This is a genomic window from Ruegeria sp. F5, from assembly GCF_056533845.1.
The window spans coordinates 46,177-63,822 of record NZ_JBQFOU010000006.1 but is presented as its reverse complement, the minus strand read 5'-3'; the positions used below and the strand labels follow the sequence as shown (position 1 = coordinate 63,822).

At 62.5% G+C, this 17,646-nt stretch carries 18 protein-coding genes; 4 read left to right on the top strand and 14 right to left on the bottom strand.

Annotation, left to right across the window (positions count from 1 at the left end; genetic code table 11):
* Positions 1–16: 16 nt before the first annotated feature.
* The 10 genes from ACR0K1_RS10925 to ACR0K1_RS10880 all read right to left on the bottom strand — a co-directional run bounded on the left by ACR0K1_RS10925 (position 17) and on the right by ACR0K1_RS10880 (position 9,919).
* Positions 17–463: a YtoQ family protein gene (locus tag ACR0K1_RS10925; protein WP_480614047.1), complete on the bottom strand. Its 447-nt coding sequence runs from the start codon at positions 461–463 to the stop codon at positions 17–19.
* 81 nt (positions 464–544) lie between these two features.
* On the bottom strand, positions 545–2,941 hold the full coding sequence (gene pheT, locus ACR0K1_RS10920; RefSeq protein ID WP_480614045.1) for a phenylalanine--tRNA ligase subunit beta: 2,397 nt from the start codon (positions 2,939–2,941) through the stop codon (positions 545–547).
* Between the two features lie 77 nt (positions 2,942–3,018).
* On the bottom strand, positions 3,019–3,810 hold the full coding sequence (locus ACR0K1_RS10915) for a CE1 family esterase (protein ID WP_480614043.1): 792 nt from the start codon (positions 3,808–3,810) through the stop codon (positions 3,019–3,021).
* A gap of 61 nt (positions 3,811–3,871) precedes the next feature.
* On the bottom strand, positions 3,872–4,342 hold the full coding sequence (locus ACR0K1_RS10910) for a hypothetical protein (RefSeq protein WP_480614041.1): 471 nt from the start codon (positions 4,340–4,342) through the stop codon (positions 3,872–3,874).
* A gap of 403 nt (positions 4,343–4,745) precedes the next feature.
* Positions 4,746–5,246, bottom strand: a complete 501-nt coding sequence (locus tag ACR0K1_RS10905) for a hypothetical protein (protein ID WP_480614039.1) — start codon at positions 5,244–5,246, stop codon at positions 4,746–4,748.
* Positions 5,243–6,316, bottom strand: coding sequence for a phenylalanine--tRNA ligase subunit alpha (gene pheS / locus ACR0K1_RS10900; RefSeq protein ID WP_480614037.1), 1,074 nt, complete (start codon positions 6,314–6,316; stop codon positions 5,243–5,245). The genes ACR0K1_RS10905 and pheS overlap by 4 nt, the downstream gene beginning before the upstream one ends.
* Positions 6,317–6,386: 70 nt before the next feature.
* Complete coding sequence (locus ACR0K1_RS10895) at positions 6,387–7,757, bottom strand: glutamate--cysteine ligase (protein WP_480614035.1); 1,371 nt, start codon at positions 7,755–7,757, stop codon at positions 6,387–6,389.
* A 67-nt stretch (positions 7,758–7,824) separates the two neighbouring features.
* Positions 7,825–8,352, bottom strand: a complete 528-nt coding sequence (locus ACR0K1_RS10890; protein ID WP_480614034.1) for a hypothetical protein — start codon at positions 8,350–8,352, stop codon at positions 7,825–7,827.
* Positions 8,349–9,197: a GNAT family N-acetyltransferase gene (locus tag ACR0K1_RS10885; RefSeq protein ID WP_480614032.1), complete on the bottom strand. Its 849-nt coding sequence runs from the start codon at positions 9,195–9,197 to the stop codon at positions 8,349–8,351. Before ACR0K1_RS10885 ends, ACR0K1_RS10890 begins: the two co-directional genes overlap by 4 nt.
* Entirely contained in the window at positions 9,194–9,919 is a 726-nt protein-coding gene (locus tag ACR0K1_RS10880; protein ID WP_480614030.1) for a 16S rRNA (uracil(1498)-N(3))-methyltransferase, read from the bottom strand. The genes ACR0K1_RS10885 and ACR0K1_RS10880 overlap by 4 nt, the downstream gene beginning before the upstream one ends.
* A 12-nt stretch (positions 9,920–9,931) precedes the next feature.
* Here ACR0K1_RS10880 and ubiA point away from each other — a divergent pair, with 12 nt between their 5' ends.
* The 3 genes from ubiA to ACR0K1_RS10865 all read left to right on the top strand — a co-directional run bounded on the left by ubiA (position 9,932) and on the right by ACR0K1_RS10865 (position 13,194).
* The gene (gene ubiA / locus ACR0K1_RS10875; protein WP_480614028.1) at positions 9,932–10,894 is read left to right on the top strand and encodes a 4-hydroxybenzoate octaprenyltransferase; all 963 of its coding nucleotides are present in this window, start codon (positions 9,932–9,934) and stop codon (positions 10,892–10,894) included.
* A 64-nt stretch (positions 10,895–10,958) separates the two neighbouring features.
* Positions 10,959–12,872 carry an OmpA family protein gene (locus ACR0K1_RS10870; protein ID WP_480614026.1) on the top strand — a complete coding sequence of 638 codons (1,914 nt, stop codon included), beginning with the start codon at positions 10,959–10,961 and terminating at the stop codon, positions 12,870–12,872.
* Position 12,873: 1 nt separating this feature from the next.
* Entirely contained in the window at positions 12,874–13,194 is a 321-nt protein-coding gene (locus ACR0K1_RS10865) for a hypothetical protein (protein ID WP_480614024.1), read from the top strand.
* A gap of 10 nt (positions 13,195–13,204) precedes the next feature.
* On the opposite strand, the gene ACR0K1_RS10860 is transcribed toward ACR0K1_RS10865, so the two are convergent.
* The 3 genes from ACR0K1_RS10860 to pgsA are packed head-to-tail and all read right to left on the bottom strand — an operon-like array spanning position 13,205 to position 14,567.
* A complete protein-coding gene (locus tag ACR0K1_RS10860; protein WP_480614022.1) occupies positions 13,205–13,648 on the bottom strand; it encodes a molybdenum cofactor biosynthesis protein MoaE in 444 nt (147 codons plus the stop codon).
* 1 nt (position 13,649) lies between these two features.
* Positions 13,650–13,895: a molybdopterin converting factor subunit 1 gene (gene moaD / locus ACR0K1_RS10855; RefSeq protein WP_480614020.1), complete on the bottom strand. Its 246-nt coding sequence runs from the start codon at positions 13,893–13,895 to the stop codon at positions 13,650–13,652.
* A 3-nt stretch (positions 13,896–13,898) separates the two neighbouring features.
* Positions 13,899–14,567, bottom strand: a complete 669-nt coding sequence (gene pgsA, locus ACR0K1_RS10850) for a CDP-diacylglycerol--glycerol-3-phosphate 3-phosphatidyltransferase (protein ID WP_480614018.1) — start codon at positions 14,565–14,567, stop codon at positions 13,899–13,901.
* Between the two features lie 147 nt (positions 14,568–14,714).
* On the opposite strand from pgsA, the gene ACR0K1_RS10845 reads away from it, so the two are divergent.
* Complete coding sequence (locus ACR0K1_RS10845) at positions 14,715–15,599, top strand: DMT family transporter (protein WP_480614016.1); 885 nt, start codon at positions 14,715–14,717, stop codon at positions 15,597–15,599.
* Here ACR0K1_RS10845 and uvrC read toward each other — a convergent pair.
* A complete protein-coding gene (gene uvrC / locus ACR0K1_RS10840; RefSeq protein ID WP_480614014.1) occupies positions 15,596–17,470 on the bottom strand; it encodes an excinuclease ABC subunit UvrC in 1,875 nt (624 codons plus the stop codon). The genes ACR0K1_RS10845 and uvrC overlap by 4 nt on opposite strands.
* Positions 17,471–17,646 lie beyond the last annotated feature (176 nt).

Here is a 17,646-nt window from a genome sequence, read left to right as displayed (position 1 = left end):
GCGCCCTGCCCCAACCTCAGCCGGGCAACGCGCCCGTCAGGACATAGCGCAGGATCTCAACCACCTGCGCCGGCTCTTCCGCCACGGCCAGCGCGGCGGCATCCACCTCTTTCAAAGCGTGCTGGTGGTCGGGACCATGCAGCACGATGATCGACTTTCCCAATGCCGCTGCATAGCCCGCGTCAAAGGCCGCATTCCACTGCTTGTACTTGTCGCCAAAGCGCACGACGACCACATCCGCGTCCGAGATCCCCTTGCGGGTCCGGATCGCGTTGACCATCGCGCCCTTGTGATCGTGCCAATACTTGTTCGGCTCCGCCCCCAGAATCGCCACCCCGCAATCGTCCGAGGCCGCGTGATCCGTCACCGGGCTGCTGAAGGCAACATCCAGCCCCTCGGCCCCCGCCACGATCTGCTCACGCCAATCCGTGTGAATCTCACCAGACAGATAAACCTTCAACATCTGTTTCTCCTCCTATGAAAAAGGGGCGCACCCCGCCCCTTCATCTTTTCAAAAATACTCCCGCCGGAGGCGGAAACGCCCTTAGCCCCGCAAAACGCCGCCCGTGGCTTTCGCCACCTTCTCGACGATCTTGGCACTGACCGCCTCGATGTCCTTTTCCTTCAGGGTCGCGTCCAACGGCTGCAGCCGCACGGTGATGGCCATGGACTTCTTGCCCTCACCCAGACTGCCCCCGATGAATTCGTCAAAGACGCGCACATCCTCGATCAGCGCCTTGTCGGCCCCGGCGGCGGCATTGACCAGCGTCAGCGCCTCGACGCCCGCGTCGACGACAAAGGCAAAGTCACGCTCGACCGCCTGCAGGTCCCTCAGTTCAAGCGCGGCGCGGGTGGCACCGGATTTACGTGGCAGCGGCACCTCGTCCGGCCAGATGGTGAAGGCCACTGCCGGACCCTTGATGTCCATCGCCTGCAGCACGCGGGGGTGCAGCTCACCGAACACGCCCAGCACTTTCTTCGGACCCAGACAGATCTTGCCATGACGGCCCGGATGCCACCAGGCATCGCCGTCGCGCAGGATCTGCACCTTGGCGGGCGCGCCTATGGCCGCCAGCACCGCCTCGGCATCCGCCTTGGCGTCGTAAAGGTCCACCGGGCGGGACGCGCCATGCACATCCTTCGGGCCGTTGCGGCCAACCAGCAGGCCTGCAATCTGGGTTTTCTGATCGCCGGGCTCCCCGTCATGGAACACCGGGCCAACCTCGAACAGGGCCAGATCGGCATAACCGCGCGCCTGATTGCGGGCTGCGGCCTGCAACAGACCGGGCAGCAGGTCGGGGCGCATATGGCTCATCTCCGACGAGATCGGGTTCTCCAGCCGGGTCACATCATCCCCACCCCCGAACAGCGCTGCCGAGGCCTGATCGATGAAGGTATAAGACACGCATTCATTATACCCCAGCGCCGCGCATGTGCGCCGCGCCATCGACTGACGGCGCTGCGTCGGGGTCATCACCGCCTTCGGAATACCATCCGTCACACGCGGCAGCGGCTTGCCCTGCAGCTTGGTCAGCGAGGCAATCCGCGCGACCTCTTCCACCAGATCGGCCTCACCCATGATATCGGGCCGCCAACTGGGCACATGCGCCATCTCGCCTTCCAGACGGAAGCCCAGACGGGTCAGGGTCTGGCGCTGCTCGGCCTCGGGAATGTCCATCCCGACCAGCGACTGCACGCGGGCGGAATCCAACTTGTAGGCCCGCGCATGGTTCGGGGCTTTCCCGGCCTCAACCACCTTGGACACCTCACCGCCGCAGATATCGAGGATCATCTGCGTCGCCTGTTCCAGCCCTTCCAGCGTATATTCGGGATCGACACCGCGCTCGAACCGATAGCGCGCGTCCGAGTTGATCTTAAGCGCCCGACCGGTCAGCGCAATCTGCACATGATCCCAGAACGCGCTTTCAAGGAACACGTTGACCGTTTCCTCGGTACAGCCGGTCTCCTCACCGCCCATGATCCCGGCGATGGATTCGGGGCCCTTGTCATCCGATATCACCATCATGCCGGGCTGCAGTGTGTATTCCTTCTCATCCAGCGCGGTCAGCGTCTCACCACCCTTGGCGCGGTGCACCCGCAGGTTGCCCTGCACCTTGTCAGCGTCGAACACGTGTAGCGGGCGGTTCTGATCGAAGGTCATGTAGTTGGTGATATCCACCAGCGCCGAAATCGGCCGCAGACCAATCGCCTTCAACTGATCCTGCAGCCATTGCGGGCTGGGGCCGTTCTTCACGCCCCGGATCAGACGCCCGGTGAAATGCGGCGCGCCGTCCAGCGTGTCCTCATCAATCACCACCTTGATCGGGCTGTCGAAATCACCCGGTACCGGCGCATAGTCGCGCTGTTTCAGCTTGCCGATGCCCCGCGCCGCCAGATCGCGCGCAATCCCCGCCACGCCCAGCGCATCGGGGCGGTTCGGGGTGATCGCGATCTCGATCATCGGATCAACTTTCGAAGGCTCATTCTCTGCCAGCCAGTCGACGAACTTGTCGCCCACCTCGCCCGAGGGCAGTTCGATGATGCCGTCATGTTCCTCCGACAGTTCCAGCTCGCGCTCGGACGCCATCATGCCAAAGCTTTCGACACCGCGGATCTTGCCGACGCTGATGGTCAGGTCCAGACCGGGGATATACATGCCCGGCTTGCAGACCACGACCGTGATCCCTTCGCGCGCATTGGGCGCGCCGCAGATAATCTGCAGATCGCCCTCATCGGTTTCCACCGTGCACACGCGCAGCTTGTCCGCATCGGGATGCTTTTCCGCGTGTTTCACATGGCCCAGCGTAAAGCCTGCCAGCCGGTCCGCCGGGTTCACGATCTCTTCGACCTCGAGCCCGAGATCGGTCAGCGCCTCGGCGATTTCGTCAACCGAGGCATCGGTCTCCAGGTGGTCTTTCAGCCAGGACAGAGTGAATTTCATTGCTCGGGGCCTTTTTTGGCAGATATCCAGTCCGCAAAGGCAATGGCAAAGATTGCGCCAAGGTGCAAGGCTGCGCGTCAGGGATAGGTCGGGCTGCGGCCCAAAAGCTCGTCCAGTTGCCGGCCGATCCAGCCATGGGGGATAAAATGCCCGCCGGGATGCGTGTCCAGCACCACCTGCCCCCCAGCACAATCGGTCCATTCCACGCGGCTGAGGGTCAGGAACGGCTCAACGCTCCAATCCCCGCGCGGGGTGGGGCCGTTGCAGTCGTATTTCGCCCGCCACAGCGCCACCGGATACGTCCTGTCGCCGCCGGGACCGAAGGGGTAATCCATCACCGAGTCGTCCAGCCCGTGCACATGCCGCGCCTCGCGCGGGGCCTCGGGGCACTCCTCGGTCTGCCGGATGCTGCCCGCAACGGCCAGCAAGGCGGCGATGTCGTTGCCCGACTGGCAGACAAAGCGCCACGCCATCGCGCCGCCAAAGGAATAGCCCGAGACATAGATGCGGTCGGGATCGACCGGATAGCGTCGCGCCACATCCTGCAGCACCCGATCGGCAAAACCCACATCCGCCGTGTCCGCCGACCAGAAATTCCAGCTTTTGCCCAGCCCGTTCGGAGCCACCAGCAACACGCCCCGCAGCTTAGTCGCCCCGGCAATGCGCTGATGATTCACCACCACGGTCCCCTGCCGCGCCCAGCCATGGAAGTGCAACAGCACGGGCAGAGGCGTCTCGCCATCCCAACCGTCCGGTTCCAGCACGTGATACGAGCGGTCGCCGACCTGACAAGCGGTATCGCCATGGCAGGTGGCGACAGCGGCGGCGGGAGAGTCGATCAGCAGAAGGAAAAGCAGGCGATGAATCATGCGCCCGAGACTAATCGGATGACGCACCCTGTCACGTCACTTACGCGTTATTGCTCGGGCCTTAAGCGCATCGCTCATAGAACTGCCGCATCATGAACTCACCCGCCCCGAAATCGGTGGCCGGAAGCTTGCGATACATCTCCAAAATCAGGTTTTCACCTGTGACATCAACGAAATAGACCATCCCCGGCTTTTCATCCATGGTGAAAACAACACGGTTATTCTCATTGAACAATTGAACCGGCGCATTGTCGAAATCGGCAAAGGTAAACAGGTCCGAGGTCAGAGTGGTCTGCGGCCCCTGCCCGGCAAATGTCAGCCGCGCATCCAACCACATTGCGTTTTCCTTGGTGGCGCACCAGTTGCCCAAAACCGCGTCACGAAGCTGAGCATCCGCCCGCGACGCACCCTGCGAGACCGGATCGAGCAGCCCGACGCTGATCAGCCCACCCCAGAGACCGAGGATTGCAGCCAGCGCTGAGATCATAGTGACGAAAATCTGTTTCGGGGTCCAATCGGTAATTTTTTTCATCGGTAACCAGATGTTAAACTTGCAATGCGTTAAATCTATTTGATGTCTATCCCGCTGTACATGAAAGACTTTTCGCCATCTTTAGCTTTCGAAAAGATGTGATTGTGAGGTAACGTATATTGCAGTGCGGCGGGCTCGCGCGCCGCGCAAGCCGCGCTATCGCCAGACCGCGGGGTGGCGATATACCGGTGGTGTTAGGCGCTTTATACTGGCCAAGTCCGTGTGATGATCGAACAGAGCGCTTGCGGAGACAAATCGCCAGCCCGTGCGGGCGGTGTCGCCCATTGGGCTTGAACCAATGGCGCCGCAATGAACGACCGATAGCGCGGCGGCCTATCGGCCTTTGCTCCGCGCTTTCAAGTTATTCAGAAACAGATAATGAAAGGGCAATTCTGCTCTCTGTCTACTCGGTTACTTCCTCGCCACGCTTTTCTAGATAGCTTTCCACAGCGCCTTCGATGGCAACCTCATCAACAGATTTTCCACGAGAAGTTCCAATATAATCCAGAACGAACACCGTCAGAACGGCGGCTACTATTGGTAAAGCAACGGAAGAAAACAATTTATCGAGTTGACGGCCAGACCATCTAAGAACCCGCCTAGAAAGAGTATTTTGGCGATATTCCTGCAACCATACATGCCCTTTGTAAGTCAGGTGTATGTTTAAAGCGCCGTTCTTCATGAACGCCCCAGTGATGAGATCCTCTGCACGCATCAGACGGAATAGGAAGTCTCGTTCAGAAATCGACATCCGAAGTTTGTTTTGGGTTGTGTCTAGCCGAGGCTCCTCCGTTGGATAACGAGCGTTCCCACTCTCAGCAGCATCATCGAAAGAGGCTCCGGAATCATCCGAAGCCTCAATATACTCCATAACGCGAAGAAACTTTTCCTCGTCCAGCTTCAACGCGACAAACCACCATGCAGGTTCGGCATATCCAGCGCCGCAAACCCGTAGTGCCTCAACCACCGCAGGTCGCTGTCAAAGAACGCCCGCAGATCCGGGATGCCGTATTTCAACATCGCCAGACGGTCGATGCCGATCCCGAACGCAAAGCCCTGATAGACCTCGGGATCAATCCCACCGGCGGCGATCACCTTGGGGTGGACCATGCCGGAACCCAGAATCTCCATCCAGTCGTCACCCTCGCCGATCTTCAACTGGCCGTTGTCCCAGGAACAGCGGATATCGACCTCGGCCGAGGGTTCGGTGAACGGGAAGTGCGAGGCGCGGAAGCGCAGTTCGACATCGTCGACCTCGAAGAACGCTTTCACGAACTCTTCCAGAACCCATTTCAGGTTCGCCATCGAGATGTCTTTGTCAATCGCCAGCCCCTCGACCTGATGGAACATTGGCGTGTGGGTCTGGTCATAATCGGCGCGATACACGCCGCCCGGGCAGATCACGCGGATCGGCGCGCCCTGTTTCTCCATCGAGCGGATCTGTACCGGAGACGTGTGCGTGCGCAGCACATGCGGCGGGCGATTGTCGCTCTCGGCCCGGTGCATGTAGAACGTGTCCATTTCGGCCCGCGCGGGGTGGTGGCCGGGAATATTGAGCGCGTCGAAATTGTACCAGTCGTCTTCGATCCGCGGCCCTTCGGCCACCGAGAAGCCCAGTTCGGCAAAGATCGCGGTCAGTTCCTCGGTCGCCTGGCTGATCGGGTGGATCGAGCCCTGACGGCGCGTGCGGGTCGGCAGGGTGACATCCAGCCATTCTGTGCGCAGACGCTCATCCAGCGCGGCATCGGCCAGAGCGGCCTTTTTCGCGGAGAGCGCCGAGTTGATCTCATCCTTCAGCGCATTCAGCGCGGGGCCGGCGACCTGGCGTTCCTCGGGCGTCATCTTGCCCAGCTCGCGCATCTTCAGCGCGACCTCGCCCTTTTTACCCACGGCGGCGACGCGGATCGCCTCAAGCGCGTTTTCGTCGCCCGCTTCGGCGATCTGCCCCAGATACTTTGCCTTAAGATCGTCCATGACGCCCTCTGAATTTGGTCGCCAACCTGCTATCGACCCCGCCCCGCGAATGCAAGCGGGACGGTCGCGATCAATAGCTGTATTCGGGGAAAATCCGGGTCAGGTCGCCGTTCCAGCCGCCATTGTATTGATCCAGCAGCTCATCCGCCGGAACCTTGCCCGTATCGATACTGTCCTTGAGCGCGTTGAGGAAATGCGTCTCATCCGGCACCAGCCCGCCCGCACCCGGGCGCGCGCGGGATTTCAGACCGGCTTCCGAGATCGCGACCACTTCGCGCGCCAGATCATGCATGCGGATATTGCCGACCTGCGCCTGCAGCCCGTCTTTAGCGGCCTCGATCCGCAGCGCCTCGCGGGTTTCTGCATCCCAGCCTTTGACCAGATCCCAGGCCGCATCCAGCGCGCCCTGATCGTAGGTCAGACCAACCCAGAACGCGGGCAGCGCACACAGACGCCGCCATGGGCCGCCATCGGCGCCGCGCATCTCCATGAATTTCTTGATCCGGGCCTCGGGGAAGGCGGTGGTCAGGTGGTCGGCCCAATCGCTGAGCGTCGGCGTCTCACCGGGCAGCGCAGGCAGCTTGCCCTGCAGGAAGTCGCGGAAGGACATTCCCAGCGCGTTGATATATCCACCATTGCGGTAGACGAAGTACATCGGCACATCCAGCGCGTATTGCACGTAGCGTTCGAACCCGAAGCCGTCCTCAAACACGAACGGCAGCATGCCCGTCCGCGCATCGTCCAAATGCCGCCAGATATAGCTGCGCCAGCTTTTCTGGCCGTTCACCTTGCCTTCGAAGAAGGGCGAATTGGCAAACAGCGCCGTCGCCACCGGCTGCAAGGCCAGTGCGACGCGCAGTTTCTGCACCATGTCGGCCTCGGAGCCGAAGTCGATGTTGACCTGAACCGTGCAGGTCCGCCGCATCATGGCGCGGCCCATGGTGCCGACTTTCTCCATATAGTCGTTCATCAGCCTGTAACGCCCCTTGGGCATCAGCGGCATCTCGTCATGGGTCCAGATCGGGGCCGCGCCCAGACCGATGAATCCCACGCCGATCTCGTCAGCGATATCCTTCACCTCACGCAGGTGGGTGTTCACCTCGTCGCAAGTCTCGTGAATCGTCTCCAGCGGGGCACCGGACAGTTCCAACGCGCCGCCGGGTTCCAGGCTGACATTCGCCCCGTCTTTCTCAAGCCCGATCAGATGCCCGGCTTCGCGCACCTCGGCCCAGCCGTGACGGCCGCGCAGACCTTCCAGCACCGCAACGATCGAGCGGGTGCCTTCGAAGGGCAGCGGTTTCAGCGTGTCCTTGCAATAGCCGAACTTCTCGTGCTCGGTGCCGATGCGCCAATCGGATTTGGGCTTGCAGCCTGATTCCAGATATTCGGCCAGTTGCTCATGGCGTTCGATCGGCCCGCCGCCGGACTGGGGGATGGACATGAACCGCTCTCCGATCCTGATGTGTCTCTGTCTTGACGGTCAGTCCTGAGCGCAATCCGCGCCGGTGTCAATGCAGCCGAACGTGGGAAGGGCGCATGGGCTTGCGTTCCCAGATCACCACCGGATGCACCGCGCCGCCGTTCAATTCCGACAGCATCTGTTCGGTTTTCAGCCCCGGCAGGGTCGAGAACACATCGAACAGCGCCTCGGCCCCTTCGGCGTTCACCGGAATGTGAAGCGTGGGCTGTCCCGGCTGGTCCAGCACCCAATGCGCCGGGTCCGAGGTCGGATCCAGCGCCAGCCTCTCGATCTCACGCGTTGCGACCATGCCGCCGTCCAGCGGGCCGAGATAGGTGATCTGCCCCTCGTCGACAGACACGACGCCGGGGCCGCCTGCCCCGCCACGAAACCGCGCGCGCTGAAAGCCGATCACCGCCAGGGCAAAGGCTACGGCGACCAGAACCAGCCCGAGCCAACCCAGCAGCCCGCCCGGGCCGCTGTACCAGCTGAGGCCGACCAGCAGGACCACCACCGCCACCAGCACCTCACGCCAGCGCCACAGGGTTCGTTTGGCTTCGGGACGAATGAAACTCATGCCGGGTCCTCTGGGGTCTTGAACAGGATCAGCGAGAACTGTCCTGCCGGTTGGAATCCGATAGCGATATAGGCACGCGCGGCGGATTCGGAAGCGGCGAACAGACCGGCGCGAGTTGCCCCGGCATTTCGCGCCTCGTGCAAATGCAAGGCAACCGCCAGCCGAGCATAGCCGCGCCCACGCAGATCGGGTGGTGTGTAGACGCCGCCAACCTGAACAGCTTCGGGCAGGCGCGCGTTGAAACCGGTCATGGCCACGGGCGTGCCGTCCATCAGCAGAACCCGATGAGAATTGCGCGCCGTGTAAGCGGCCCAGTCCTTTCCCGCCTGACACCGCGCCCGTTCAGGGTCGAAATCCATCGCTTCGATCAGGTATTCGGCCCGCCATCCTTCGGTAACATCGCGGCCCAGATCACCCAGCCGCACCAGTTCGGCCCCTTTGGCGTCCGGCATGACAAGCTGGCTCAGGTCCAGCGAAAAACCCGGCTCGTCGCTGTTGAGCGTCGCGGGCCGATCCTGCCAGCCTGCCAGCCGCATGATCCGGCGGGCCTGTGTCGCCTCGGCGGCCACACCAAACAGGGGACGGCCCCGGATCAGGTCGATTGCGGCAGTCAATTCGTCATCGGTGCAGTCCGGGCATTGCGGCAGCACCATGCCTTCGTTGGTGATGGCGAACACAGCGCGCAGGGGGTCGCCCAGCATCCAGACGGTCACCGCCCGCGGGTCAGACCCCCGCAGGCCATAATCGCGCAGATTGGCCAGCGGGAACATCGAGCTCTGGATGTGCTGCATCAGAAAGCGGTCGATCTGTGCAACCTCTGCCTCCTGCGCCAGCCGCCACGTCACGACCAATCCCCCAGCGCCTGTTGCCACATGGTCAGCGCCGCCACTGCCGCCGTGTCTGCCCGCAGGATGCGCGGGCCAAGGCTGACCACATGCGCATAGGGCAACGCGGTCAGCCGCGCGCGTTCCCGGTCGGAAAACCCGCCTTCGGGGCCGATCAGAATGGCCCAGGGCTGGCCTTTTTCGTTGGCAGCCAGCCGCAGGGCCGAGCCGACCTCGGCCTCGTTACAGAACATCAGTTGCCGCCCCTCGGGCCATGCATCCAGCACCCGGTCGAGGCGTTGCAGGTCCAGCACCTCGGGCACATATGTGCCGCCGCATTGCTCGGCGGCCTCAACCGCATGGGCCTGCAGCCGGTCCTGACGGATACGTTCGGAATTGGTAAATTCGGTCTGCACCGGCATGATCCGCGCCGCCCCCATTTCCGCCGCCTTTTCAACGATGAAATCGGTGCGCGCCTTTTTGATCGGCGCGAACAGGAACCACATGTCGGGCGGCAGTTGCAGCGGTTTGGTCTGCTCGACACAGGCCAATACACCGCCGCGTTTACCGGCCTCGGCCACTTTGGCCAGCCACTCGCCGTCCTGCCCGTTGAACAGGGCAACCTGCCCGCCAACGGCCAGCCGCATGACGCCGAACAGGTAATGCGCCTGATCGCGCGTCAAATCAACCGATTGCCCCGGACCCAAGGGCTGCTCTACATACAATCTGATCTTCGCAGTCATGAGACCTTACATATGCAAGGCAATGCCCCAACACCAGACGGTCAGGTTGCCGATGCCGTCAGCGGCAACTGGGTTGATACCCACGCGCCCGTCTTTGCCCGCCCTTACCTGCGCCTGTCGCGCGCGGACCGGCCCATCGGCACTTGGCTGCTGCTGATTCCCTGCTGGTGGGGTCTGGCGCTGGCGATCCTCAGCGACGGCAGCCCAAGGTGGGAGGATCTGTGGATCGCCATTGGCTGCGCCATCGGGGCCTTTCTGATGCGCGGGGCGGGCTGTACGTGGAACGACATCACCGACCGGGATTTCGACGGGCAGGTGGAACGCACCCGCTCGCGCCCGATACCCTCGGGTCAGGTCAGCGTGCGGCAGGCGGTTATCTGGATGGGCCTGCAATGCCTGCTGGCGCTGGCGATTCTGCTATCGTTCAATCAGGCCGCCATTGCGATGGGCGTGCTGTCGCTGCTGCCAGTCGCCATCTACCCGTTTGCCAAACGCTTTACGTGGTGGCCGCAGGTGTTTCTGGGGCTGGCCTTCAACTGGGGCGCGCTGCTGGCCTGGGCCGCGCATACCGGCGGCATCGGCTGTCCTGCCATCACTCTGTATCTGTCGGGAATCGCCTGGACGCTGTTCTACGACACGATCTACGCGCATCAGGATGCCGAGGATGATGAGATGATCGGCATCAAATCCACCGCCCGGCTGTTCGGCACAGACACGGCGAAATGGCTGAAGTATTTTCTGATCGCAACCGTCGCCCTGATGGGGCTGGCGATTGTCGATGCCGGGGTACCGGATGCCTCGGCCTTTGCGGTGATCGTGGCGCTTGGCGGGCCCTGGGCGATGGGCTGGCACATGATGTGGCAACTGCGCGGTCTGGATATCGAAGACAATGGCAGGCTGCTGATGCTGTTCCGCTCGAATCGTGACACCGGCCTTATTCCGCTGATCTTCCTCTGCGTCGCCCTGCTGCTCTGATTGCACCTGCTGTCCGGGGTCTGTAAGAGTCCGCCCACCTGCCTGAGGAGTCTCAACGCCGCACATGCGTCTGCCCTATGTTTTTGCCGTTTCCCTGATTTTTCTTGTCTCCGCCGGGCTGTCGTTGCTGGCGGCCAGCTATGCGGTGACAAAGATCGAAGAAAGCTCGGAATTCGCCGTGCGGCGTGCGTTGGACCTGAACGGCCATGACTGGGCCGAGGTCGAGTCCGACGGGCTGCGCGTGGTGCTGACCGGCATTGCCCCGGATGAGGCCACCCGCTTCAACGCCCTGACCGTTGCGGGGACCGAGGTCGATACATCCCGGGTCATTGACGAGATGGAGATCACGGCGACATCCGATCTGGCGGCACCGCGGTTTTCCGCGGAAATCCTGCGCAATGACAGCGGCATTTCGGTGATCGGGCTGATCCCGGCCAGCCATGATCGTGATGATCTGATCGCGCGGCTGGATGATCTGGACAGCGACCGCGCCGTATCGGACCTGTTGGAAACGGCGGATTACCCAAAGCCCAAAGGCTGGGATGAGGCGATGGCTTACGCAATCGAATCCCTGTCCAGCCTGCCCCGGGCCAAAATCTCGGCCAGCCCCGGTCTGGTCAAGATCACCGCAATCGCCGACAGTCAGCAGGAAAAAGAGCGACTGGAACAGGACCTGACCCGCGCCGCGCCGCCCAGCCTGCGGATCGGGCTGGCAATCTCGGCCCCGCGGCCGGTGATCACGCCCTTTACCCTGCGCTATCTGATCGACGCAGACGGCGGCCGGTTTGATGCCTGTTCCGCACAGGATGAAGAGGCGCGCGATGCGATTGTCGCAGCCGCCCAGGACGCGGGGCTGTCGGTCCCCTACAACTGCACCATCGGTCTGGGTGTGCCCTCGCCCCGCTGGCCCGAGGCGGCGTCTTTGGCGATCCGCGCGCTGGCCGAGATCGGGCAGGGCTCGGTCACGATGTCTGATGCGGATATCACCCTGATCGCGGCGCAGGGCAGCGACCCTGCGGTGTTCGACCGCGCCGTGGGCGAGTTGGAAAATGCCCTTCCCGGCGTCTTTGCCCTGCACGCCGTCCTGCCCGAACCCGAGGTCGAAGAACAGTCCGGCCCCATCGAGTTCTCGGCCACGCGCAGCCCCGAAGGGCTGGTTCAGCTGCGCGGGCGGCTGGGCGACGAAACCCTGCGGGACATGGTCGACAGCTACGCGCGCGCGGCCTTTGGCTCGGAACAGGTCTATACCGCCACCCGCATCGCCCCCGATCTGCCCGGCGACTGGCCCGTGCGCGTGCTGGCCGGGCTCGAGGCACTGTCGCAACTGCATAACGGGGCGCTGACGGTGACGCCGGATTCGGTCGATCTGACCGGTCTCAGCCATGATGAAGAGGCCAGGGCCCGCATCGCCGGGCAATTGTCCGAAAAGCTGGGCGAGGCGCAGGATTTCACCCTGTCGATCACCTATCAGCCGCCGCCCGAACCCGAAGACGCCCTGCCCGACCCCGAGATCTGTGAGGAGCGGATCGCCGAGGTGCAGGCGCTGAGCAAGATCGCGTTCGAACCCGGCTCGGCCACTATCGCATCAGAGTCGCGCGACACAGTGAACCAGATCGCCGAGATCCTGCGCGATTGCGGCCCGATCCGGATGGAGATTCAGGGCCACACCGACAGTCAGGGCCGCGAAGAGATGAACCAGCAGCTGAGCCAGGCGCGCGCGCAGTCGATCCTGAACGAGCTGCGCGGGCGGCGGGTGCCGACCTCGAGCTTCACCGCCGTGGGCTATGGGGAAACCCAGCCCATCGCCGACAATGACAGCGAAGAAGGCCGCGAGGAAAACCGCCGGATCGAGTTCCGCCTGATCCGGCCCGAACCGCTTGAGAATGCGGAAACCGGGCTGGAAGCCATGGAAGACGGCACCACCGGGGCCGAACAGACGGACAATGCCGCCTCAGACGCGGATGCAGGGGACCAGTAAGTTGAACCGAATCGAATTCATCATCGCCACCGCCATCATCCTGTTTGCCGCCTTCTGCATGGGCTGGTTCGCCAACTGGCTGGCCCATCGCCTGTCCCGCGTGCGCCAAAGCGACGTGGCCGATCTGGACCGCATGAGCCAGGAGTTGCACGAGGCCGAGGAAACCCGCGATCAGGCCATCACCTATCTGCAGCAGCGCGAGGCGGAACTGACCAACCAGCTGACCCAGACCGAAGCCGAATTGTCTGCGGCGATGGACGGCCTCCGCGCCGCCCGGCAAGAGGCCGAGGAACTGCGGGGCCGGATCAACAACGCGGATTGAGACCGGGCGCTTACCACCGCGTCAGTGCGTCTTCGTCTTCATCCTTGGCGGCGACCCATTCCTCACCGGTTCTGGTGATCTCTTTCTTCCAGAACGGCGCGCGGGACTTGAGGTAATCCATCAGGTACTCTGCCGCCTCGAACGCATCCTTGCGATGGCGCGCGGCGGTGGCGACCATCATGATCCGGTCGCCCGGTGCCAGCCGTCCGTGCCGGTGGATCACCAGCACATCGCCCAAAGACCAGCGCGCTTTTGCCTCTTCGGCGATCTTGGTCAGGGCGCGTTCGGTCATGCCGGGGTAGTGTTCGATCTCCATCACGTCCAGATCACCCGCCGCCAGATCGCGCACAACCCCGGTGAAGGTCACGATGGCCCCGTTGGCGTCGTCCCCGGCAGCAAAGGCGTTGGCCTCGGCCCCCAGATCGAACGGGGCGTCCTGAACCACGATACGCATGTCAGCCGCCGGTCATGGGGGGAAAGAACGCCACCTCGCGCACGCCTGCCAGCGAGGCATCGAAATCCGACAGTTCCTGATCCAGTGCCACGCGCAGGGCCGAGATATCGGCAAAAGCGGCGGCATAGCGGTCTTCGCGCGCGCTCAGCTCGGCCACAAGGTCGCTGACCGTGGCGGCCTGCGTCTCGACGCGTTCGCGGGGCAGGCCGATGCGTTCGCGCACCCAGGCGAAATACAGCACATCCATCCGTTAACTCTCCTTCAGATGCGGCATGGCTTTACGTAGGTAGTCATAGCCCGTGATCAATGTCAGAGTCGCCGCGATCCACAGCAGCCACAGCCCGATCCGGCCCGACCAGAACATCCCCTGAAGATGCCAGCGCAGCCCGTTTGCGTCTTCGACCTGCCCGCTGAGCACCTGATCGATGAGGGCCGGGTCCATGCCGAAGGATCCCATCACAAAGTAGTGCTCGAAAATGCCCTGCGAAAACAGAACGGCAATTGCCACCATCTGCGCAGTCGTTTTCCACTTGGCCAGCTTGGTGACTTTCAGCGTCCCCGCCGTGTCGCCCAGATATTCGCGCAGGCCCGAGACAAACACCTCGCGGAACAGGATCACGGTCGCTGGCAGCACCAGCCAGGGCGTCCAGCTTTCGGTTGAATAGCCCACAAGGATCATCAGCGCGATCACCACCATCGCCTTGTCGGCGATTGGGTCCAGCATCGCGCCGATCTTGGTTTCCTGTTTCCACGCCCGGGCCAGGTAGCCGTCGAACCAGTCGGTGATGGCGGCAGACAGGAACAGGACCAGCGCGAACCAATCGGCATAGGGCCGGGTGAAATACAGAAACATCACGGCCAGACCGGGTGCGGCCAACAGGCGCAGGACGGTCAGGATATTGGGCAGGTTCCACTTCATGACCCGACACTACATCGCGGTTTCGGGACAGAAAAGACAGGGCGGCGAAAAACATCCCCAATCCCAGACAGTTGGTCACTGCATAGCAGCCCTTGGCCTTTGGTCGATTTGGCGTCAGATTGCGGCTCGAAACAAAGGTAAAGACGCATGACCCCCCATATCCGGACCGACCCCCGGTCGAACCTGATCGGCAGCGCGTGGATGATAGCGGGCATGGCGCTGTTCGCGCTGGAAGATGCGCTGCTGAAAGGCGCCTCCGCAGCCCTGCCGATCTGGCAGATTCTGATCCTGTTCGGCCTCGGCGGGTCGGTGATCTTTGCCATCGTCGCTCTGATGCGCGGCACTAATCTGTTGCACCGGGATGTGCTGTCGCGCCCGATGAAGGTTCGGGTGTTTTTTGAAATTTTCGGACGGCTGTTCTATGTGCTGGCCATCACGCTGACGCCCCTGTCGGCGGCCACGGTGATTTTGCAGGCGACCCCTCTGGTCGTGGTGGCGGGTGCGGCGCTGTTTTTCGGCGAAACCGTCGGCTGGCGGCGGTGGAGCGCCATTGTCGTCGGACTGCTCGGCGTTGTTGTGATCATCCAACCGACCGGGGACAGCTTCTCGGCCCTGTCCATCCTTGCGGTGCTGGGCATGCTGGGGTTTGCCGGGCGCGACCTGGCCAGCCGCGCCGCACCCGCGTCGCTTGGCACCGAGGTTCTGGGCTTTTACGGCTTTCTCTGCGTCATTGTCGCCGGGCTGCTCTATCGGTTTTGGGAGGGCGCCCCCCTTGCGCCGGTCTCGCTGCATACCGGCCTGCACGTCACGGGGGCCTTTCTTATGGGCACCGCCGCCTATGCCGCGCTGATGAAAGCGATGCGGACGGGCGAGGTTTCTGCGGTCACGCCATTTCGCTATTCCAGGCTGCTGTTCGGGGTTGCGCTGGGGGTCGTGTTTTTTGGCGAGAGGCTGGACCAGACCATGTGGATCGGCAGCGCGCTGATCGTGGCCTCGGGGCTATATATCCTGTGGCGCGGGCGGCGGGCCTAGCCCTTGTCATGGAAGAAATCGTAAACCTTCTGCGCCAACCCGGCTGAGATCCCCTCGACCGCTTTCAGATCGGCCAGATTTGCGCGGCTGACCGCCTTGGCACTGCCGAAATGGGCCAGCAGGGCGCGTTTGCGGGCCGCGCCGACGCCGGGGATTTCGTCCAGCGGTGTCGCCCCAACTGCCTTGGCCCGTTTGGCGCGATGGGTGCCGATGGCAAAGCGGTGCGCCTCATCCCGCAGGCGCTGGATGAAATACAGCACCGGGTCATTGCGTTTCAGGGCAAAGGGGCGCTGGCCGATGCGGTGGAATTCCTCTTTGCCGTGGTCGCGGTCAACGCCCTTGGCGACGCCGACCATAGGGATATCCTCGACCCCGTGCTGGGCCATGATCTCATGCACAGCACTCACTTGCCCCGCGCCGCCATCGATCAGCAACAGGTCGGGCCAGTGGCCTTTGTCGCGGTCCGGGTCTTCCTTTTGCAGACGGGTGAAACGGCGGGTCAGAACCTCTTTCATCATGCCGAAATCGTCGCCGGGGGTCAGGTCGTCGCCGCGGATGTTAAACTTGCGATAGGCGTTTTTCATGTACCCCTCGGGGCCCGCCACTATCATACCGCCCACCGCATTGGTGCCCTGAATGTGGCTGTTGTCGTATACCTCGATCCGGGCCGGAGGGCCGTCGAGGTCAAACGCCTCGGCCACGCCGCGCAGCAGTTTGGCCTGCGTGGCGCTTTCGGACATGCGGCGGGCGAGCGATTCACGCGCATTGCGCAGCGCTCCGGCGACCAGTTCCTGTTTCTCACCGCGTTGCGGCACGAGGATGTCCACTTTACGTCCGGCTTTTTCCGACAAAGCCTCCTGCATCAGATCGGCGTTTTCGATCCCGTCCGACAGGATCAATTGCCGGGGCGGTTCCTTGTTGTCGTAGAACTGACCCAGAAAGGCCTCCATCACCTCGGCCGCCGACACATCCGGGCCGACCCGGGGATAGAAATCCTTGTTGCCCCAGTTCTGGTTGGCTCGAATGAAGAACACCTGAACGCAAGCCTGCCCGCTGTCCATATATAGCCCGATCACATCCGCCTCGGCCACGCCGCGCGGGTTGATGCCCTGCGACGTCTGCACCTGCGTCAGCGCCCGGATGCGGTCGCGCAGTCCGGCGGCGCGTTCGAACTCCATCGCCTCGGACGCGACCATCATCTGTTCGGCCAGATCCTCCTGCACCTTGGTCGAACGGCCCGACAGAAAGCGTTCCGCATCGCGCACGCTTTCGCGGTAATCCTGTTCCGAGATCAGCCCGACGCACGGCCCCGAACAGCGTTTGATCTGATACAGCAGGCAAGGCCGCGTGCGGCTGTCGAACATGGAATCCGAGCAGTTGCGCAGCAGGAACGCCTTTTGCAGCTGGTTCAGTGTCCGGTTCACCGCCCCCGCGCTGGCGAAAGGGCCGAAATAAGCGCCCTTTTCCTTTTTCGCGCCGCGATGTTTCTTGATCTGCGGAAAGGCGTGATCCTTGGCGACCAGAATGTTCGGAAAGCTTTTGTCATCCCGCAGCAGCACATTGTATTTCGGCTTGAGCTGCTTGATCAGGTTCTGTTCCAGCAGCAGCGCCTCGGTCTCGGTGCGCGTGGTCAGGAACATCATCGAGGCGGTCGCGCCAATCATTTTCTCGATCCGGCCCGAATGCCCCGGACGGGTATAGTTCGACACCCGCGCGCGCAGGTTGCGCGCCTTGCCCACGTATAAAACCCGGCTGTCGGCATCCAGCATCCGATACACGCCCGGTGAACTGTCCAGCGTCTTCACGTAACGCTGGATGCAGGCATAACCGGTAGGCTGAGTGTCCGAGGGCGAGTCGTTCTGAGTGGTCATGACCCAGAGATATGATTCTCTGCCACCGGCTGCAATCTTGAGCGCTTGGGATCAAGGGAAAACAAATCCACGGATTATGTGGATAAGTTTGATGATAAGTTTTGCCGCATCGGGATTCTCCCTTGTTTTCTTGCCTTTTCCTTGATTTGCACAAAAAATAGGCAGCTCTATAACAT

Excerpts from the sequence above, each read along its gene's own strand:
- ACR0K1_RS10880 (WP_480614030.1), bottom strand. The coding sequence starts at position 9,919 with ATGACTGCGAAGATCAGATTGTATGTAGAGCAGCCCTTGGGTCCGGGG.
- ACR0K1_RS10845 (WP_480614016.1), top strand. The coding sequence starts at position 14,715 with ATGACCCCCCATATCCGGACCGACCCCCGGTCGAACCTGATCGGCAGC.
- pheT (WP_480614045.1), bottom strand. The coding sequence starts at position 2,941 with ATGAAATTCACTCTGTCCTGGCTGAAAGACCACCTGGAGACCGATGCC.
- ACR0K1_RS10915 (WP_480614043.1), bottom strand. The coding sequence starts at position 3,810 with ATGATTCATCGCCTGCTTTTCCTTCTGCTGATCGACTCTCCCGCCGCC.
- moaD (WP_480614020.1), bottom strand. The coding sequence starts at position 13,895 with ATGGATGTGCTGTATTTCGCCTGGGTGCGCGAACGCATCGGCCTGCCC.
- ACR0K1_RS10910 (WP_480614041.1), bottom strand. The coding sequence starts at position 4,342 with ATGAAAAAAATTACCGATTGGACCCCGAAACAGATTTTCGTCACTATG.
- ACR0K1_RS10890 (WP_480614034.1), bottom strand. The coding sequence starts at position 8,352 with ATGAGTTTCATTCGTCCCGAAGCCAAACGAACCCTGTGGCGCTGGCGT.
- ACR0K1_RS10860 (WP_480614022.1), bottom strand. The coding sequence starts at position 13,648 with ATGCGTATCGTGGTTCAGGACGCCCCGTTCGATCTGGGGGCCGAGGCC.
- ACR0K1_RS10870 (WP_480614026.1), top strand. The coding sequence starts at position 10,959 with ATGCGTCTGCCCTATGTTTTTGCCGTTTCCCTGATTTTTCTTGTCTCC.
- ACR0K1_RS10895 (WP_480614035.1), bottom strand. The coding sequence starts at position 7,757 with ATGTCCATCCCCCAGTCCGGCGGCGGGCCGATCGAACGCCATGAGCAA.
- uvrC (WP_480614014.1), bottom strand. The coding sequence starts at position 17,470 with ATGACCACTCAGAACGACTCGCCCTCGGACACTCAGCCTACCGGTTAT.
- pgsA (WP_480614018.1), bottom strand. The coding sequence starts at position 14,567 with ATGAAGTGGAACCTGCCCAATATCCTGACCGTCCTGCGCCTGTTGGCC.
- ACR0K1_RS10925 (WP_480614047.1), bottom strand. The coding sequence starts at position 463 with ATGTTGAAGGTTTATCTGTCTGGTGAGATTCACACGGATTGGCGTGAG.
- pheS (WP_480614037.1), bottom strand. The coding sequence starts at position 6,316 with ATGGACGATCTTAAGGCAAAGTATCTGGGGCAGATCGCCGAAGCGGGC.
- ubiA (WP_480614028.1), top strand. The coding sequence starts at position 9,932 with ATGCAAGGCAATGCCCCAACACCAGACGGTCAGGTTGCCGATGCCGTC.